Genomic DNA, 14,022 nt, shown 5'->3' with positions numbered 1-14,022 from the left:
CATGCAAGCCTATCCGATCGAAGTCGAATTTCCGGACCTCTCGGCGCACGCCGCCGGCAATACCGGCATTGCTTACCTGCACACGTTCGACTCCGGCCAACCCGGACCGCACGTGATGATCAATGCGCTGACGCACGGCAACGAAGTGTGCGGCGCGATCACCGTCGACGCGTTGTTGCGCAGCGCCCTGCGGCCGCGCCGCGGCAAGCTCACGCTGTCGTTCGCGAACGTCGCCGCTTACGCGCGGTTCGACCGGGCGACACCCGACAAAGCGCGTTTCGTCGATCAGGACTTCAACCGCGTATGGACCGCCGCGAAGCTCGACGACGTTGCGACGCGCTCGTCCGAGCTCGATCGTGCGCGCGCGATGCGGCCGGTGATCGACACAGTGGACCTGCTGCTCGACTTGCACTCGATGCATGAAAAAAGCGCGCCGCTGATCGTTGCGGGCCCGCTGCGCAAAGGCGCCGAACTGGCCGAGCGGCTCGGCGCGCCCGCCACCGTGATCCAGGACGAAGGCCATCCCGAAGGCCGCCGGATGCGCGACTACGAGGGCTTCGGCGACGACGCGAGTCCGAAGAATGCGCTGTTGATTGAATGCGGCCAGCACTGGGAAGCCAGCGCGGTGACGGTCGCGCGCGACTGCACCGCACGTTTTCTGTTGCTGTCGGGCATCGTCGACGCAGCCGACCTGCCGTCCAGATGGATCGCGCCGTTGCCCGACGAAATGCTGATCGTGCGCGTGACCGAACCGGTCGTCGCGAAGAGCATGGATTTCCGCTTCGCGGGTCCCTACACCGGGCTCGAAACTTTCGACAAAGCCGGCACCGTGATCGCATGGTCCGACGGCCAGCCGGTCTCGACTCCGTACGACGACTGCATGCTGGTGATGCCCTCGCTGCGCCAGTTGCGCGCCGGCGTCACCGTGGTCCGGCTAGGCCGCATCGAACGACGTATCGACCTGCGCTCACGACAACAGGAACAAGCCACATGAAAGTTCAGCAGATCAGTCAAGCGGCGCACGTCACCGCGCTCGATGATTGGGGAACCGCCGGTCTGCCCGGCACCGAACCGTCGCGCGTATCGGGACGCCAGTACGTGATTGCCGGTCATGAAGCGGTCGATACCGGCGTGTTCGAGTGCTCGCCCGGCACCTACAGGCGTTCCGTCAAGCAGGCGGAGGTCATGCATTTCATCAAGGGCAGCGGCACCTTCACGCCCGACGGAGAAGACACGATCCGCTTCGCCGCCGGCGACACGCTGTTTTTCGAAGCAAACACGGAAGGGCTTTGGAACATCGACGAAACGCTGCGCAAGATCTACGTGATCTTCTGACTGCGCCACAGGCACCCGGCATTCGCCGGTCATGTCAATCCACGGTTGCTCGAACATGCTAAGAATCGACGAAGTCTCGAATAGCGAGGGATTCCCCGATCGCTGCGACGTCGCAGTGATCGGCGGCGGCATCATCGGCGTCAGCACCGCTTACGAGCTTGCGCGGCGCGGCGTATCGGTCGCGCTGCTCGAGAAAGGCATCATTGGCGCGGAACAGTCGGGACGCAACTGGGGTTGGGTGCGCCAGCAGAACCGCGACCTGCACGAGTTGCCGCTCGCGATGCAGAGCCTCGCGCGCTGGGGCGAGTTGAGCGACGAACTCGGCGAAGACATCGGCTTTCGGCGAACCGGCATTCTGTACGGAAGCGAGCAGTCCGCGGACGTCGCGCAATGGGAAACCTGGCTCGGCAAGGCGCGTGCGCTTGGCTTCGACAGTCAGTTGCTGTCGGCTCGCGAACTGGCAGCGCGCGTTCCGAATGGTCAGGCGAAGTGGGTGGGCGGCGTGTGGTCGCATTCCGATGGACGTGCGGAGCCGTCCATCGCTGCGCCCGCCATTGCAAGAGGCGCGCAACGACTCGGCGCGCGCGTGCATCAGACCTGCGCGGTTCGCGGACTCGACATCAGCGCGGGCCGGGTCGCCGGTGTATGGACCGAGCGCGGCCTGATCGGCGCGAGCAGCGTCGTGCTGGCCGGCGGCGCGTGGAGTGCTCTGTTCTGCCGGCATCATGGCATCGATCTGCCGGCGCTCAACGTGATCGGCACCGCGCTGCGCACGGCCGAAGCGCCGGCCGTGATAGACGGGTGCTTCTCGGGCCCGAACTTCGCGATGAGGCGGCGGCTCGACGGCGGTTATACGATCGCGGTCCCCGGCTACGGACGAATGGAAATCGCGCCACAGAACCTGCGGCACGCGGTCAAGTTTCGCAAGATGTTCCGCAGCAAAATCAACAAGAAGCTCAAGTTCCGGATGGCGCAGCCCTTTTTCGGCGGCCCCGAAGGGAGTGCGAACTGGCGTAACGACGACATTTCTCCGTTCGAGCTGACGCGGGTTCTCGATCCTGCACCCGATGCCGAGTGGCCGGCCCGTGCTCTGAAAAACGTCGCGACGGTGTTTCCCGAACTGTCAGGATTGCGGATCGCTGATGCGTGGGCGGGCGCGATCGACACGACGCCCGATCTGGTGCCGGTGATGTCACGCGTGCATAGCACCCCCGGCCTCGTGATCGCGTCCGGGTTCAGCGGCCATGGATTCGGACTGGGACCGGGCGCCGGCATGCTAGTGAGCCGCATCGTGACGAATGACGCGACCGGGATCGACATACAGCCGTACCGATTGACGCGCTTTACCGATGGAACCCGGCTGGCGAGACCGGAAATGATGTAACGGCGATGGCGGGAATACTTGCCAACCGCGATCGCATTCGCACGCGTCGCGGCGCGCACTTTGCGCCCGGCTAGTTGACTAGCGAAAACTTCACCGGAATGTCTGCACGATCGGTCAGTTCGTCAAGGCAGTCGACAAGCAGGTCTAGCGCCAGGAACGTGCCGGCATCGAATCCTTCCGCATGATAGCGGCGCAGTTCCTTCAACGTCTGCTGCAAACGGCGTATCGCGGCAGGATGACTGTCGCGCAACGGCCAGCAACACAGCAGGTATGCCAATGGCGTCAGGCTGCGCGCCTCGCACCACGTGTCGAACAGGCGCAGGCAGATTCTATCGATCTCTTGCAAGCGCCTGCGTCGGTCCAGAAAGTCCGCAATCATTTTGCACGTCGCCTTTCGATCTTCGCAACAGTTAGCGATGGTGAATCAACGGTCGATAGCGCGCAGTCGTCAGCGGCTGCAAATGATTACGGCAATGCCTGATCCAGACGTCAGAAAATCCTGAGTCGGGTTTTTCCCACGCTGAACGGTTCGAGCGAGGGGCTCGACAGCTCACTGATCGCCGGGCACGCCGTAGCTCGGCGCCGCGGTCGGATTCAACGCGCGCGCGATGTAGTCCAGCATCTGCGGCCGATACGCTTGCCATAGCGCGTCGAGTTTGCCGATCGGATCGTCATCCGCCCAATCGACCCGCAGATCGACGACCGGCCACACGTGCGTATCGACGATCTTCAGAACCGCCGAATGCACGGGGCCTGCTTCTCCGCCAGCTTCTACGGCCGCATGCATCGCGTGTAGCAGACGATCGGCGAGCGCGCCTTGTGCGCCCTCGAACGCTTTCACCATCGCGTCGATCACCGGCTTGCCGGCGAGCAGATTACCCGCTGCCACACACTGATTTCCCGCGACGGCGTGATGCACGCCGAGTGCTTCCTTGCCGGTGAAAAGCGCGGTTCGCCCTTCGCTGTCGACCACCGTCACCTGCCGGTACTCGCTCCATTCGCTCGCGCCTAGCGCCCGTTCGAGCGCCACATCCGCCGCGATACGTTCGCTGTCCAGCAGATCGAGAATCTGCGGCCCGAGCGCGGGCAACGTCACGTTCTGCGTCGCCACCGCACCGACGCCAGCGCGCGCCCACGGACACCTCGCACCGACCGCAATGCTCGATGAACTGATCGCGATACCGAGCTGACCGGTCTTTCCACAACGTCCGACGATCGAGAATGTCATGAGCGGCTCCTTAGGCCTCAGCGGGCTTCCAGTTGTCAGGAATCACGGCGATCACGTCGATTTCCATCAGCCATTGCGGCTGGCCGAGCGCGCTGACGCAGAGCCCGGTCGAAATCGGATATACGCCCTTCAGCCACTTGCCGACTTCCTGATACACCGGATCGCGATAACGCGGATCGGTGATATAAGTCGTCGTCTTGACGATATGCGACAGATCGCTGCCCGCTTCTTCGAGAAGCTGCCTGACGTTCTTCATCGCCTGCTCGGCCTGCGCGCGTGGATCGCCGAGACCGATCAGGTTGCCGTCGAAATCGGTACCGACCTGGCCGCGCACATAGACCGTATTGCCCGCGCGAACCGCCTGGCAAAGATCGTTGTCCAGCGACTGGTTCGGGTACGTCTCCTTCGTATTGAACATGCGGATGCGAGTATGCGTAGGCATCAGTTCACTCCCACTTCTTTGGCCTTCGGAGCGTGCGATGCGTCGCACGCCGTATCGGTTGGATTCGCGCTTGCATTCGCGGTTGTATTCGCGTCAGGCATAGCGCGCGCGTCCTGCTGACGCTGCGACGCGTCGCGATACGCGAGGTATTTTCGCTGTGTGACGATGTGATCGGCAATGTGCCTGGCGTCGTGCCAAACGCCCCAGATAAACGACGACGCGCGCCGCGACAGCCACGGCAGGCCGAGGAAATACACGCCGGGCTCCTTCGATACACCGCGCTGATGCTGCGGCTTGCCGTTATCGTCGAACGCGTTCACGTGCAGCCAGCTGAAATCGACGGCATAGCCAGTGGCCCAGATGATCGTGCTCACCTCCGCCTTCTTCAGATCCAGTTCCGGCAGCGGATGCGTCACGCAGGCCGGATCGGGTGGAATAACGCGAGCGTCGGGGTCTTCCGGCAGGTCGACGCCGTTGCGCTCGACGTAGTCGTCGGCGGCATCAAGCAGTGACATCAGGTTTTCGTCGCCACGCTTCAGATTGGCGGCGAGGTCCTGTTCGAAGGTCGCCACGCCATTCGCGAACGATTTCGTCGTGCCGACGAGCGTCATACCCCGATGCGCGAGCCTGCGAAAATCGATGGTCTGGCCGCCGTATGCGCCGCTGACGGCGATGGTTACATGCTCGCGTCCCGGAACGGCGACTTCCTTGTCCCATTCGCCGAGCACACCCAGCCACCAGCAGAAATCGCGACCGCGATAAGCGCGCGGCGGACGGTCATGCGCACCGACGGACAGATAAACCGTGCGGCCCGCACGTTGCAGTTCATCCGCGATCTGCACGCCGGACGACCCCGCGCCGACCACGAGCACCGCGCCTTCGGGCAGTTGCACCGGTTTGCGATAGTCGGCCGAATGAAGCTGCGTGAGGTCGACGTCCTGTGGCGCGATGGGGGGAATGACGGGACGCTGGAACGGCCCTGTCGCAACCACCACGCGACTGGCTTCGATCGCGCCATCGGACGTTGCGATCGTAAATCCTGGCTGGCCCTTCTTACGCTCGACGCTCGTGACCTCGACCCCTGTGCGGATCGGCGCATTGAACTTGCGCGCATAGGCTTCGAAGTAATCGGCGACCTGATCCTTGGCTGCGAACGCATCGGGATCGAGTCCTTCGAACTCCATATTAGGGAAGCGGTCGTGCCAGGCGGGACCATTGGCGACCAGCGAATCCCAGCGGCATGTACGCCAGCGTTCGGCGATGCGGTCGCGCTCCAGCACAAGATGGGGCACGCCGAGTTTGCTCAGGTGTTCACTGATTGCCACGCCAGCCTGACCCGCGCCTATGACCAGCGTGTCGATCGACAATGTTTCAGCCGCCATGGCCTTCTCCTTCTGAAAAGCGGTCGGACAGAATCTACGCCGCGTCGCGGACAACAAAAACTATATTTTAAAAATGCTTTGCATCGTTTTTCGCTATGCAAGCGACAATTAGCGCGCGACAATCGGTTCGACCGATCATGGAGCAACTGATGGACGGCAACTCGATACGCTACTCGTTGCGTCAGCTCAGGTACTTTGTCGTCACGGCCGAGACGCTTTCGTTCACCGCCGCGGCAAAGCGGCTGCACATTTCGCAGCCGTCCATCTCGACGTCGCTCGCGGATCTGGAGGAATCGTTCGGCGTCCAGCTGTTCATCCGCCATCACGCCAGCGGCCTGTCCCTCACGCAACCGGGCCGCGATCTGCTCGGCCACGCTCGCAATCTGCTTCAGAACGCCGAGGAATTGCAGTTGACCGCGACGGAAATCGACGGCGGGATGTCGGGCTCCATCTCGCTGGGCTGCATGGTGTCGCTGGCCCCGCCGCTGATGCCCGGCATCATCAGCCGCTTCGTGCAGGATTACTCCGCGATCACCTTTCGTACGACGGAAGCGCATCAGGACACGCTTTTGAGCGGCCTGCACGACGGCTCGCTCGATATCGCGCTGACCTACAGCCTCGATATCACCGATGGAATCGCGTTTACCCCGCTGCTTTCGCTGCCGCCGTATGTCATCCTGCCCAAGACACACCGGCTTGCACGGGCACGCAAGGTATCGCTGGCCGATCTGCTGCCTGAGCCCTATGTGATGCTGGACCTTCCGCATAGCCGCGAGTACTTTTCCGCGCTGTTCGACGCAGTGGGCAGCCGCCCTACCGCGGCTTTCCGGTCGTCACAGCCTGAAGTGGTGCGTGGCATGGTCGCCAACGGCTTGGGTTACAGCATACTCAACTTCCCGCTGAAGTCGACCCGGACAGTGGACGGCGAAGACTTCGTGATTAAACGTTTCAAGGAAAACGTCAATGCGACAACGCTCGGCATTGCACTGTCGAGCACCGTCAAGGCGCGTGAGGTGGTCAAACGCTTCTCGGCATTTTGTGAAACGTATATTCGGCGCCTACACATCCATTAACAGCCCGGAAAGCGTGACGACATAGGCTAAAACTATGCACTGCATCCAAAAACAATATTTTACCTAGCAATTTGGATTGTTAGATTGATGCTCATCGGATGTACACACTGACGGGAGGCGCACATGGCAGCCATTCTTCAGTCGGCGGACACTGAGCTCGACATCGTTCGCGCGCTGCGCGAGAACTGCGAGCGTCCGTTCGAGGATGCACACGCAATGCCGCCTGCGGTCTATACGTCGGAGGCGTTTCTCGCACTTGAACAACGTAATGTGTTTCACAACGAGTGGTTGTGCGTGGGCCGCGCGAGCGCCCTCGCCACGAGCGGCGACTACCTGAGCGCACAAATCGACGATCAGCCGGTGTTCGTGCTGCGTGATGCGAGTGGTGCGTTGCGCGCATTCTCGAATGTTTGCCTGCACCGGATGTCGATACTGCTCGAAGGGCGCGGCAATGTGCGCCGGATCGTGTGTCCCTATCACGCATGGAACTACACGCTCGATGGCTCGCTCGCGGGCGCGCCGCTGATGGATCAGCAGCCGGGCTTTTGCAAGGAGCAATACAGGCTGCCCGAGTTGCGCTGCGAGACGTGGCAAGGCTGGATCTACGTCACGCTCGACGAGCACACGCCTGCGGTGGAATCTCACCTGTCCGAACTGACGAAGCTGATCGAGCCGTACGGTATGAGCGACTACGTCGAGACCTTCCACGAAGAGCATGTGTGGGACACCAACTGGAAGATCCTCGCGGAAAATTTCATGGAGAGCTATCACCTGCCGATGCTGCATCGCGCAACGGTCGGACCGCACTCGAAGCTCGAAGAAATGGAATGTCCGCCGGGTTCGCCTGCGTTCAACTATCACTGGATCACCAAGGAAGCATCGCTGCCGATTGGCAATGCGCATCCGTCCAATACGCGTCTGCAAGGGCATTGGCGCCGTACCACCGCGTTGCTGGCGATCTACCCGACACATCTGATTACGCTGACGCCTGGCTACTTCTGGTATCTGATCCTGCAACCGCGGGGCGTCGGCCGCGTGCATATCCGCTTCGGCGGCGGTCTCGCACCGGAATTCGTCGACGATCCGCAAGGCGCCGATTACATGGCCACGCTGAAGACGCTGCTCGACGAAGTGAACGCCGAGGACCGGCGCGGCGTCGAGGCGGTGTTTCGCGGCGTGCACGCGCCACTCGCGAAGCCCGGCCATCTGAGCCCGCTTGAACGGCCGAATTACGACTTCGCCCGCTATCTGGCGGGACGCCTGGGGGGGACGTGATTTGCCGCGTCATTTGCCGCGTCACGTGGACTGCCAACACTCTGCCGAGTTACCCATGTCAAGCCAACCATTTATTTCGTTCGCAGGCGTCAGCAAGTCCTACGACGGCGTGCATAGCGTCGTCGAGGGACTCGATCTCGACGTTGCGCACGGTGAATTCGTTTCGCTGCTCGGTCCGTCCGGTTCCGGCAAGACCACGACACTGATGATGCTCGCGGGATTCGAAGCTCCGACGCGCGGCGAGATTCGCCTCGCCGGCAAGCGTCTGGACGACAAGCCGCCGCATCGGCGCGATATCGGCCTGGTGTTTCAGAACTATGCGCTGTTCCCGCACATGACGATTGCCGAGAACGTCGCGTTTCCGCTGTCCGTGCGCAGGCTGAGCCGGAGCGAACAGAAAACGCGGGTGATGCGCGTGCTCGACATGGTGGAGTTATCGCATCTGGCGGCGCGGCGTCCGTCGCAACTGTCCGGTGGCCAGCAGCAGCGCGTCGCGCTCGCCCGCGCGCTGGTTTTCGAGCCGAGCGTGGTGCTGATGGACGAGCCGCTTGGCGCGCTCGACAAGCGTCTGCGTGAAACCATGCAATACGAAATCATGCGGCTCCATCGCGAACTGTCCCTGACGATCGTCTACGTGACGCACGACCAGAACGAAGCATTGACGATGTCGGACCGCGTCGCCGTCTTTTCCGATGGACGCATCCAGCAGGCCGCCGCACCCACCGAACTCTACGAAAACGCGGCGAATGCGTTCGTTGCCAATTTCGTCGGCGAAAACAACGGACTGACCGGTCGCGTCAATTCCGACGGGGGGGAATGGGCTGCGATGCAGCTCGCCGACGGCAGCACGGTGTGCGGACGCCCGGGCGTCGGGCTCGCGTCAGGCGACACGGCGGTGCTGGCGCTACGTCCCGAGCGCGCGCACATCGCGGCGACGCCAGATGCTGTGCAGGAAGCGACACGGCAGAACATGAACGTCGTGCACGCGCTGGTCGAGGAACTCGTGTACTGCGGCGATCATCATCGCGTGCATCTGAAGCTCGGCCATGGCGAAAGCATGGTCGTCAAGGTGCCGAACACACAGCACCATGATCTACCCGCGCTCGGCCGTCAGACCGCCGTGACCTGGCGACGCGACGACTGCAAGGTGCTGCCCGCGGCGGCAGCCGCGCCGCCATCGGCAGCCGTGTCCGGCGGCGCCGACTATTCCACTGTTTCCGTTCCCTCGTCCGCCTCGCCACTTATCGCAGGAGCCAACTAGAAATGAAGACCACACGATCGTTATTCAGGACCACCGTCGCGGCGTGCGCGCTCGGGGTGGCTGCCACCGCCACGGTTCATGCGGCCGACACGATTTCCGTCGTCACGTTTGGCGGTGCGTACGAAGCTGCCGCGAAAAAAGCGTGGTTCGAACCGTTCACCGCGAAAACCGGCAACCAGTTCTCCACCGAGTCCTACGATGGCGGCCTCGCCAAACTTCAGGCGATGGAGCAGGCGAAGAACCCGACCTGGGACCTGATCGACCTCGAAACCAACGACGCGATCACCGCGTGCGACGAAGGCCTCATCGCGAAGTTCGACAAGAAGGCGCTCGGCAACACCAGTGACTTCCTGCCGGGCTCGATCAGCGATTGCGCCGTCGCGGCGATGGTGTGGTCCACCGTCTATGCGTACGACACCAGCAAGCTGAAATCCGCGCCGACCACCATCAACGATTTCTTCGACCTCAACAAGTATCCCGGCAAGCGCGGCATGCGCAAGTCGCCGAAGGTCGCGATGGAATGGGCGTTGATCGCCGATGGTGTTGCACCCAAGGACGTGTACAAGACGCTCTCCACGCCTGCTGGCGTCGACCGCGCGTTCAAGAAGCTCGACACGATCAAGTCGAGCATCGTCTGGTGGGAAGCGGGTGCGCAGGCGCCGCAGCTCCTCGCCGACGGCGCGGTCGTGATGACGCAGGCGTACAACGGCCGCATCGACGACGCCGTGCACAAGGACAAGAAGCCCTTCAAGGTCGTCTGGGACGCGCAGGTGTACGACTACGAATGGTGGGCCGTGGTCAACGGCGCGAAGCATGCCGACGCGGCGCAGAAGTTCATCGTGTCGGCCTCGACGCCGCAGGCCTATGCGGACCTGTCGAAGTACATCGCCTATGCGCCGCCGCGCAAGGACGCCATTGCGCTGATCGACAAAGCGCGTCTGAACGATCTGCCGACGGCACCGGCGAACTTCAAGCGTCCGCTGCAAATCAACGCGACGTTCTGGGCCGACAACGCGGATGCGATCAACAAGCGGTTCCAGAACTGGCTGACGCAGTAGCGCCAGATCGAACGAACGTCACCCGAGAGATCGAGCACGATGAACACGCCGCTGCCATCCACCGCCCCTTTTGGCCGCGGCCCGCAGGCCGCGAACCGCGAGTCGTTTCGCGCTGCGCGCCGCAAGGCCGCGATGCGCGCGCTGCTGCTGGCTTTGCCGTTACTGATCTTTCTGCTGGTGACGTTCGTTGCACCGATCGCGAGCCTGCTCGTGCGCAGCGTGCGGAACCCTGAAGTGCACGCCGGCATGCCGCGGTTGAGCGCGGCGCTGGCCGGATGGGACGGCGCGGGCGTACCCGGCGAACCGGCATTTGCCGCACTCGCGCACGACCTGAAGGACGCCGGCGATCACGGCCAGCTCGGCAATATCGCGCGGCGCATGAACTTCTATCAACCGGAGTTCCGCAGCCTGCTCTTCAAGACGGCGCGCGCGATACGTTCGCAAACGCCCGCGCAATGGAAGCCTGCCCTGATCGATCTGGACGAACGCTGGAGCGCGCCGGAAACCTGGCGTCTGCTCACGCGCGCGTCGATCTCGCCCACACCCGACTATTTGCTGAACGCCGTCGACGCGCAAGTCGCGCCTGATGGTTCGGTGACGTCTGTCGCGGCAGACAGTGCGGTCTACCGCGCGGCCTTCGAACGCACCGTCACGATCAGCGCGACGGTCACGCTGCTGTGTCTGGTGTTGGGCTATCCGGTCGCGTATCTGCTCGCGACACTACCGCAGAACCAGAGCAACCGGCTGATTCTGTTCGTGATCGTACCGTTCTGGACCTCGCTGCTGGTGCGTACCACCGCGTGGTATGTGCTGCTGCAACCAGGTGGTGTAATCAACAGCGCGTTGTCCCGCTTCGGGCTCATCGATCATCCGTTACCGCTTATTTTCAATCGCACGGGTGTGTTGATCGGCATGACACATATTCTGCTGCCGTACATGATCCTCGCAATCTTTTCGGTGATGAAAGGTGTATCGCCCGTGTATATGCGCGCGGCGCAATCCCTCGGCGCGCATCCGGCTGTGGCCTTCGTGCGCGTGTATATTCCGCAGACGCTGCCGGGCGTCGGCGCGGGATGTTTTCTCGTGTTCGTGCTCGCGCTCGGTTATTACATCACCCCCGCGCTGCTAGGCGGTGCCGGCGACGAGATGATCAGCCAGCTGATCGCGTCGCAGACCAACGATCGGCTCAACTGGGGACTCGCGGGCGCGCTGTCGTGCTATCTGATCGCATTCACAGCGGTGTTCTATTTCATCTTCAACCGGCTGGTTGGTATCGACCGCTTGCGCTTCGGTTAATGCGCCGCGGAACTGGCGCTCATTCGTGTCTCATTCGTATAGTTGATCAACAGGCAGACCCAGATGAAAGACGGACGAACCCGGCTACTGTCGGAACGCATCGCGGGCGCGGGAATACGCGTGCATTGCGCGCTCGTTTTCTTTTTCCTCGTCGCGCCGATCCTCGCGATCGTGCCGCTGTCGTTCAACTCCGGCTCGTTCTTCTCGTACCCGATGCAAGGCTTCTCGCTGCGCTGGTACGCGCAGGCGCTGAGTTCGCCCGACTGGCAACGCGCGTTCGCGAACAGCATCGGCATCGGCGCGGCGTCGACGCTGATCGCGACGGTTCTCGGCACGCTTGCCGCGCTCGGCTTGAGCCGCGCGCAGTTTCCTTACCGCTCGATCATCATGCCCATCATCGTGTCGCCGATGATCGTGCCTATCGTTGTCGTCGCGGCAGGTTTTTATCTGGTCTTTTCGCCGCTCGGGCTGGTGAATTCGTATGTTGGCGTCGTGCTTGCGCATGCGGCACTCGGTACGCCCTTCGTGGTAATCACCGTGACGGCTTCGCTGCTGTCGTTCGATCAAAGTCTGCTTCGCGCAGCCTCGGGTCTGGGCGCGCAGCCGTGGGTCGCATTTCGTCGCGTCACGCTGCCGCTGATCACGCCCGCCGTCGCGACTGGCAGTGTGTTCGCATTCGCGACATCGTTCGACGAAGTGATCGTCATTCTGTTCATTGGCGGCCCCGCGCAGCGCACCGTGCCGCGGCAGATGTGGAGCGGCATCCGGGACCAGATCGACCCGTCGATCCTTGCCGTGGCCACCCTGCTGATGGTGTTCGCCGTTGCGCTGTTCGCGTGCATGAACTGGTTGCGCAAGCGCGCAGCGGCGGCCAGCCGCTCACTTGCCTGACCCGTTCGTGACACCGGCGTGATGCCCGTTACCGTTGCCAGCCTGACAGCGTGGCGATATGCTTCGCATCGCCGATAAACCACATGCAACGACCGAGGGTCGCGAAGGAAACCACATCATGCGATTACGACGCATCAGCGCACGCCGCTCACCCGTGCACGGCATGGGACTGTTCGCGCTGCAGCCGATCGCCGCGGGCGAACGGGTCATCGAGTACAAGGGGGAAGTGACCAGCTGGCGGCGCGCCGCCGCCCGTCAGCGAGTCGACGCTGGCCACACGTTCGTGTTTGGACTGTCCAATGGTCGTGTGATCGACGGCAGCCGTGGTGGCAACAGCGCCCGCTTTCTGAACCATGCGTGCGCGCCCAACTGCGAGGCAATCGAGATGGGCGAACGGGTATTCATTCATGCGCTCGTCACTATCGCACCGGGCGATGAGCTTTTCATCAATTACGGTCTGACAGTAGACGGCGCGGTCACCGACGACATTCGCGCCCAGTACCGGTGTCATTGTGGTGCGCCGGCATGTCGTCGAACCATGCTGGGTAACGACGTGCAGTGATCGTAGTCGTGCCGTTCGATCGTGTTTCCTCCGGATCAGGCAGCCTGGCGCGCAACCTCGGCCTCCGCCGCACGGGCGAGGTCGATGTCGTTCAGCGCGTAGATCGCCGAATGTTTCGGGTCGTATCGGGCCGGCCAGATCACTTTGTCAATCATGTCGGTACTCCTTGTGTGCGTTTCAGGCGACACCACTATTTGAACTTGACGAGATCCTCGAAGATCAGTCGAGCCCAGCTATTACCCCTCGCCTGAACGAGCGAACCGCCCTCCTCGAGTGGTCCTAGCGAGATCGGCGCGAAACCAAGCCGTTCGGCCAAAGCCGCGACCGGCACCACCGCGCTGTCGTCGTCGCTCGACAGAAACACGACGCGGCGACCGCCCTTCACATTCGGGTCGGCAGCCAGAACGGCTGCCGGCAGATGGTTGAAGCCCTTGACGAAGCTGGCGCCGGTAAACGCTTTGGCGACGACGGCGGAGGACGGCTGGCCTCCCAGGTCTTCGACGGCAACACCGAACGCATTTGTCGCGTCGATGATCGTCTTGCCCTGCCAACTTGCAAGCTGCTTCGCAACCTCGCGGTGCTCCCAAAACGGTACGGCCAGAATGATGGTGTCGGACGTGATCGCATCCCGCAGCGTTGCGGGCGCCACAGTCGGGCCGATCGCTCGTGCCGGCTGCATCAACGTCTCAGGGGGGCGACGGCTGGCGACGGTCACGTCGATGTTCTTTCTTGCAAACGCGCGGGCGAGCGCCTGGCCTACCGCGCCAAAGCCAATGATCGAATAGCTCATGGAGACTCTCCTTTCGGGGATGATTTGTTCAGCCACGAACCCATG

Annotated in this window: 15 protein-coding genes; 10 read left to right on the top strand and 5 right to left on the bottom strand. The window is 62.6% G+C overall.

Going from position 1 to position 14,022, the window contains the following annotated elements:
* The first annotated feature begins 1 nt into the window (after nucleotide 1).
* Genes OKW43_RS35420 through OKW43_RS35410 form a run of 3 tightly spaced genes read left to right on the top strand, consistent with a single transcriptional unit; the run spans nucleotide 2 to nucleotide 2,719 of the window.
* Nucleotides 2-994, top strand: coding sequence for a M14 family metallopeptidase (locus OKW43_RS35420; protein WP_429453066.1), 993 nt, complete (start codon nucleotides 2-4; stop codon nucleotides 992-994).
* Complete coding sequence (locus OKW43_RS35415; protein WP_429453064.1) at nucleotides 991-1,335, top strand: cupin domain-containing protein; 345 nt, start codon at nucleotides 991-993, stop codon at nucleotides 1,333-1,335. Before OKW43_RS35420 ends, OKW43_RS35415 begins: the two co-directional genes overlap by 4 nt.
* Nucleotides 1,336-1,390: 55 nt before the next feature.
* Nucleotides 1,391-2,719 (top strand): NAD(P)/FAD-dependent oxidoreductase, encoded by a 1,329-nt coding sequence (locus OKW43_RS35410; RefSeq protein ID WP_429453062.1) that lies wholly within the window; start codon nucleotides 1,391-1,393, stop codon nucleotides 2,717-2,719.
* Between the two features lie 70 nt (nucleotides 2,720-2,789).
* On the opposite strand, the gene OKW43_RS35405 is transcribed toward OKW43_RS35410, so the two are convergent.
* The 4 genes from OKW43_RS35405 to OKW43_RS35390 form a co-directional block, all read right to left on the bottom strand.
* Nucleotides 2,790-3,098 (bottom strand): hypothetical protein, encoded by a 309-nt coding sequence (locus tag OKW43_RS35405; protein WP_187633671.1) that lies wholly within the window; start codon nucleotides 3,096-3,098, stop codon nucleotides 2,790-2,792.
* A gap of 171 nt (nucleotides 3,099-3,269) precedes the next feature.
* Nucleotides 3,270-3,947 carry a DUF1028 domain-containing protein gene (locus OKW43_RS35400; protein WP_429453060.1) on the bottom strand — a complete coding sequence of 226 codons (678 nt, stop codon included), beginning with the start codon at nucleotides 3,945-3,947 and terminating at the stop codon, nucleotides 3,270-3,272.
* 10 nt (nucleotides 3,948-3,957) lie between these two features.
* On the bottom strand, nucleotides 3,958-4,389 hold the full coding sequence (locus tag OKW43_RS35395) for a RidA family protein (RefSeq protein WP_429453058.1): 432 nt from the start codon (nucleotides 4,387-4,389) through the stop codon (nucleotides 3,958-3,960).
* Nucleotides 4,389-5,771, bottom strand: coding sequence for a flavin-containing monooxygenase (locus tag OKW43_RS35390; RefSeq protein WP_429453056.1), 1,383 nt, complete (start codon nucleotides 5,769-5,771; stop codon nucleotides 4,389-4,391). The genes OKW43_RS35395 and OKW43_RS35390 overlap by 1 nt, the downstream gene beginning before the upstream one ends.
* A 149-nt stretch (nucleotides 5,772-5,920) precedes the next feature.
* Here OKW43_RS35390 and OKW43_RS35385 point away from each other — a divergent pair, with 149 nt between their 5' ends.
* The 7 genes from OKW43_RS35385 to OKW43_RS35355 all read left to right on the top strand — a co-directional run bounded on the left by OKW43_RS35385 (nucleotide 5,921) and on the right by OKW43_RS35355 (nucleotide 13,187).
* Complete coding sequence (locus OKW43_RS35385) at nucleotides 5,921-6,844, top strand: LysR family transcriptional regulator (RefSeq protein WP_187633675.1); 924 nt, start codon at nucleotides 5,921-5,923, stop codon at nucleotides 6,842-6,844.
* Nucleotides 6,845-6,967: 123 nt separating this feature from the next.
* The gene (locus OKW43_RS35380; RefSeq protein ID WP_429453054.1) at nucleotides 6,968-8,119 is read left to right on the top strand and encodes an SRPBCC family protein; all 1,152 of its coding nucleotides are present in this window, start codon (nucleotides 6,968-6,970) and stop codon (nucleotides 8,117-8,119) included.
* 55 nt (nucleotides 8,120-8,174) lie between these two features.
* Nucleotides 8,175-9,380, top strand: a complete 1,206-nt coding sequence (locus OKW43_RS35375; RefSeq protein ID WP_429453052.1) for an ABC transporter ATP-binding protein — start codon at nucleotides 8,175-8,177, stop codon at nucleotides 9,378-9,380.
* Nucleotides 9,381-9,382: 2 nt separating this feature from the next.
* Complete coding sequence (locus OKW43_RS35370; protein ID WP_187633678.1) at nucleotides 9,383-10,438, top strand: ABC transporter substrate-binding protein; 1,056 nt, start codon at nucleotides 9,383-9,385, stop codon at nucleotides 10,436-10,438.
* Nucleotides 10,439-10,477: 39 nt separating this feature from the next.
* Nucleotides 10,478-11,734: an ABC transporter permease gene (locus OKW43_RS35365; RefSeq protein ID WP_429453050.1), complete on the top strand. Its 1,257-nt coding sequence runs from the start codon at nucleotides 10,478-10,480 to the stop codon at nucleotides 11,732-11,734.
* A gap of 63 nt (nucleotides 11,735-11,797) precedes the next feature.
* Nucleotides 11,798-12,625, top strand: a complete 828-nt coding sequence (locus tag OKW43_RS35360) for an ABC transporter permease (protein WP_187633680.1) — start codon at nucleotides 11,798-11,800, stop codon at nucleotides 12,623-12,625.
* A gap of 118 nt (nucleotides 12,626-12,743) precedes the next feature.
* On the top strand, nucleotides 12,744-13,187 hold the full coding sequence (locus OKW43_RS35355; RefSeq protein ID WP_187633764.1) for an SET domain-containing protein: 444 nt from the start codon (nucleotides 12,744-12,746) through the stop codon (nucleotides 13,185-13,187).
* Between the two features lie 190 nt (nucleotides 13,188-13,377).
* Here the strand turns inward: OKW43_RS35355 and OKW43_RS35350 are convergent, their stop codons facing one another.
* Entirely contained in the window at nucleotides 13,378-13,977 is a 600-nt protein-coding gene (locus tag OKW43_RS35350; protein WP_429454727.1) for an NADPH-dependent F420 reductase, read from the bottom strand.
* Nucleotides 13,978-14,022 lie beyond the last annotated feature (45 nt).

Origin of the sequence: Paraburkholderia sp. WC7.3g (assembly GCF_050436345.1) — a bacterium.
Lineage (GTDB): Bacteria > Pseudomonadota > Gammaproteobacteria > Burkholderiales > Burkholderiaceae > Paraburkholderia > Paraburkholderia podalyriae.
Note: the sequence above shows the minus strand (reverse complement) of the source record. Positions and strands in the feature narration are given on the sequence as shown.

Excerpts from the sequence above, each read along its gene's own strand:
- OKW43_RS35420 (WP_429453066.1), top strand. The coding sequence starts at position 2 with ATGCAAGCCTATCCGATCGAAGTCGAATTTCCGGACCTCTCGGCGCAC.
- OKW43_RS35415 (WP_429453064.1), top strand. The coding sequence starts at position 991 with ATGAAAGTTCAGCAGATCAGTCAAGCGGCGCACGTCACCGCGCTCGAT.
- OKW43_RS35410 (WP_429453062.1), top strand. The coding sequence starts at position 1,391 with ATGCTAAGAATCGACGAAGTCTCGAATAGCGAGGGATTCCCCGATCGC.
- OKW43_RS35405 (WP_187633671.1), bottom strand. The coding sequence starts at position 3,098 with ATGATTGCGGACTTTCTGGACCGACGCAGGCGCTTGCAAGAGATCGAT.
- OKW43_RS35400 (WP_429453060.1), bottom strand. The coding sequence starts at position 3,947 with ATGACATTCTCGATCGTCGGACGTTGTGGAAAGACCGGTCAGCTCGGT.
- OKW43_RS35395 (WP_429453058.1), bottom strand. The coding sequence starts at position 4,389 with ATGCCTACGCATACTCGCATCCGCATGTTCAATACGAAGGAGACGTAC.
- OKW43_RS35390 (WP_429453056.1), bottom strand. The coding sequence starts at position 5,771 with ATGGCGGCTGAAACATTGTCGATCGACACGCTGGTCATAGGCGCGGGT.
- OKW43_RS35385 (WP_187633675.1), top strand. The coding sequence starts at position 5,921 with ATGGACGGCAACTCGATACGCTACTCGTTGCGTCAGCTCAGGTACTTT.
- OKW43_RS35380 (WP_429453054.1), top strand. The coding sequence starts at position 6,968 with ATGGCAGCCATTCTTCAGTCGGCGGACACTGAGCTCGACATCGTTCGC.
- OKW43_RS35375 (WP_429453052.1), top strand. The coding sequence starts at position 8,175 with ATGTCAAGCCAACCATTTATTTCGTTCGCAGGCGTCAGCAAGTCCTAC.
- OKW43_RS35370 (WP_187633678.1), top strand. The coding sequence starts at position 9,383 with ATGAAGACCACACGATCGTTATTCAGGACCACCGTCGCGGCGTGCGCG.
- OKW43_RS35365 (WP_429453050.1), top strand. The coding sequence starts at position 10,478 with ATGAACACGCCGCTGCCATCCACCGCCCCTTTTGGCCGCGGCCCGCAG.
- OKW43_RS35360 (WP_187633680.1), top strand. The coding sequence starts at position 11,798 with ATGAAAGACGGACGAACCCGGCTACTGTCGGAACGCATCGCGGGCGCG.
- OKW43_RS35355 (WP_187633764.1), top strand. The coding sequence starts at position 12,744 with ATGCGATTACGACGCATCAGCGCACGCCGCTCACCCGTGCACGGCATG.
- OKW43_RS35350 (WP_429454727.1), bottom strand. The coding sequence starts at position 13,977 with ATGAGCTATTCGATCATTGGCTTTGGCGCGGTAGGCCAGGCGCTCGCC.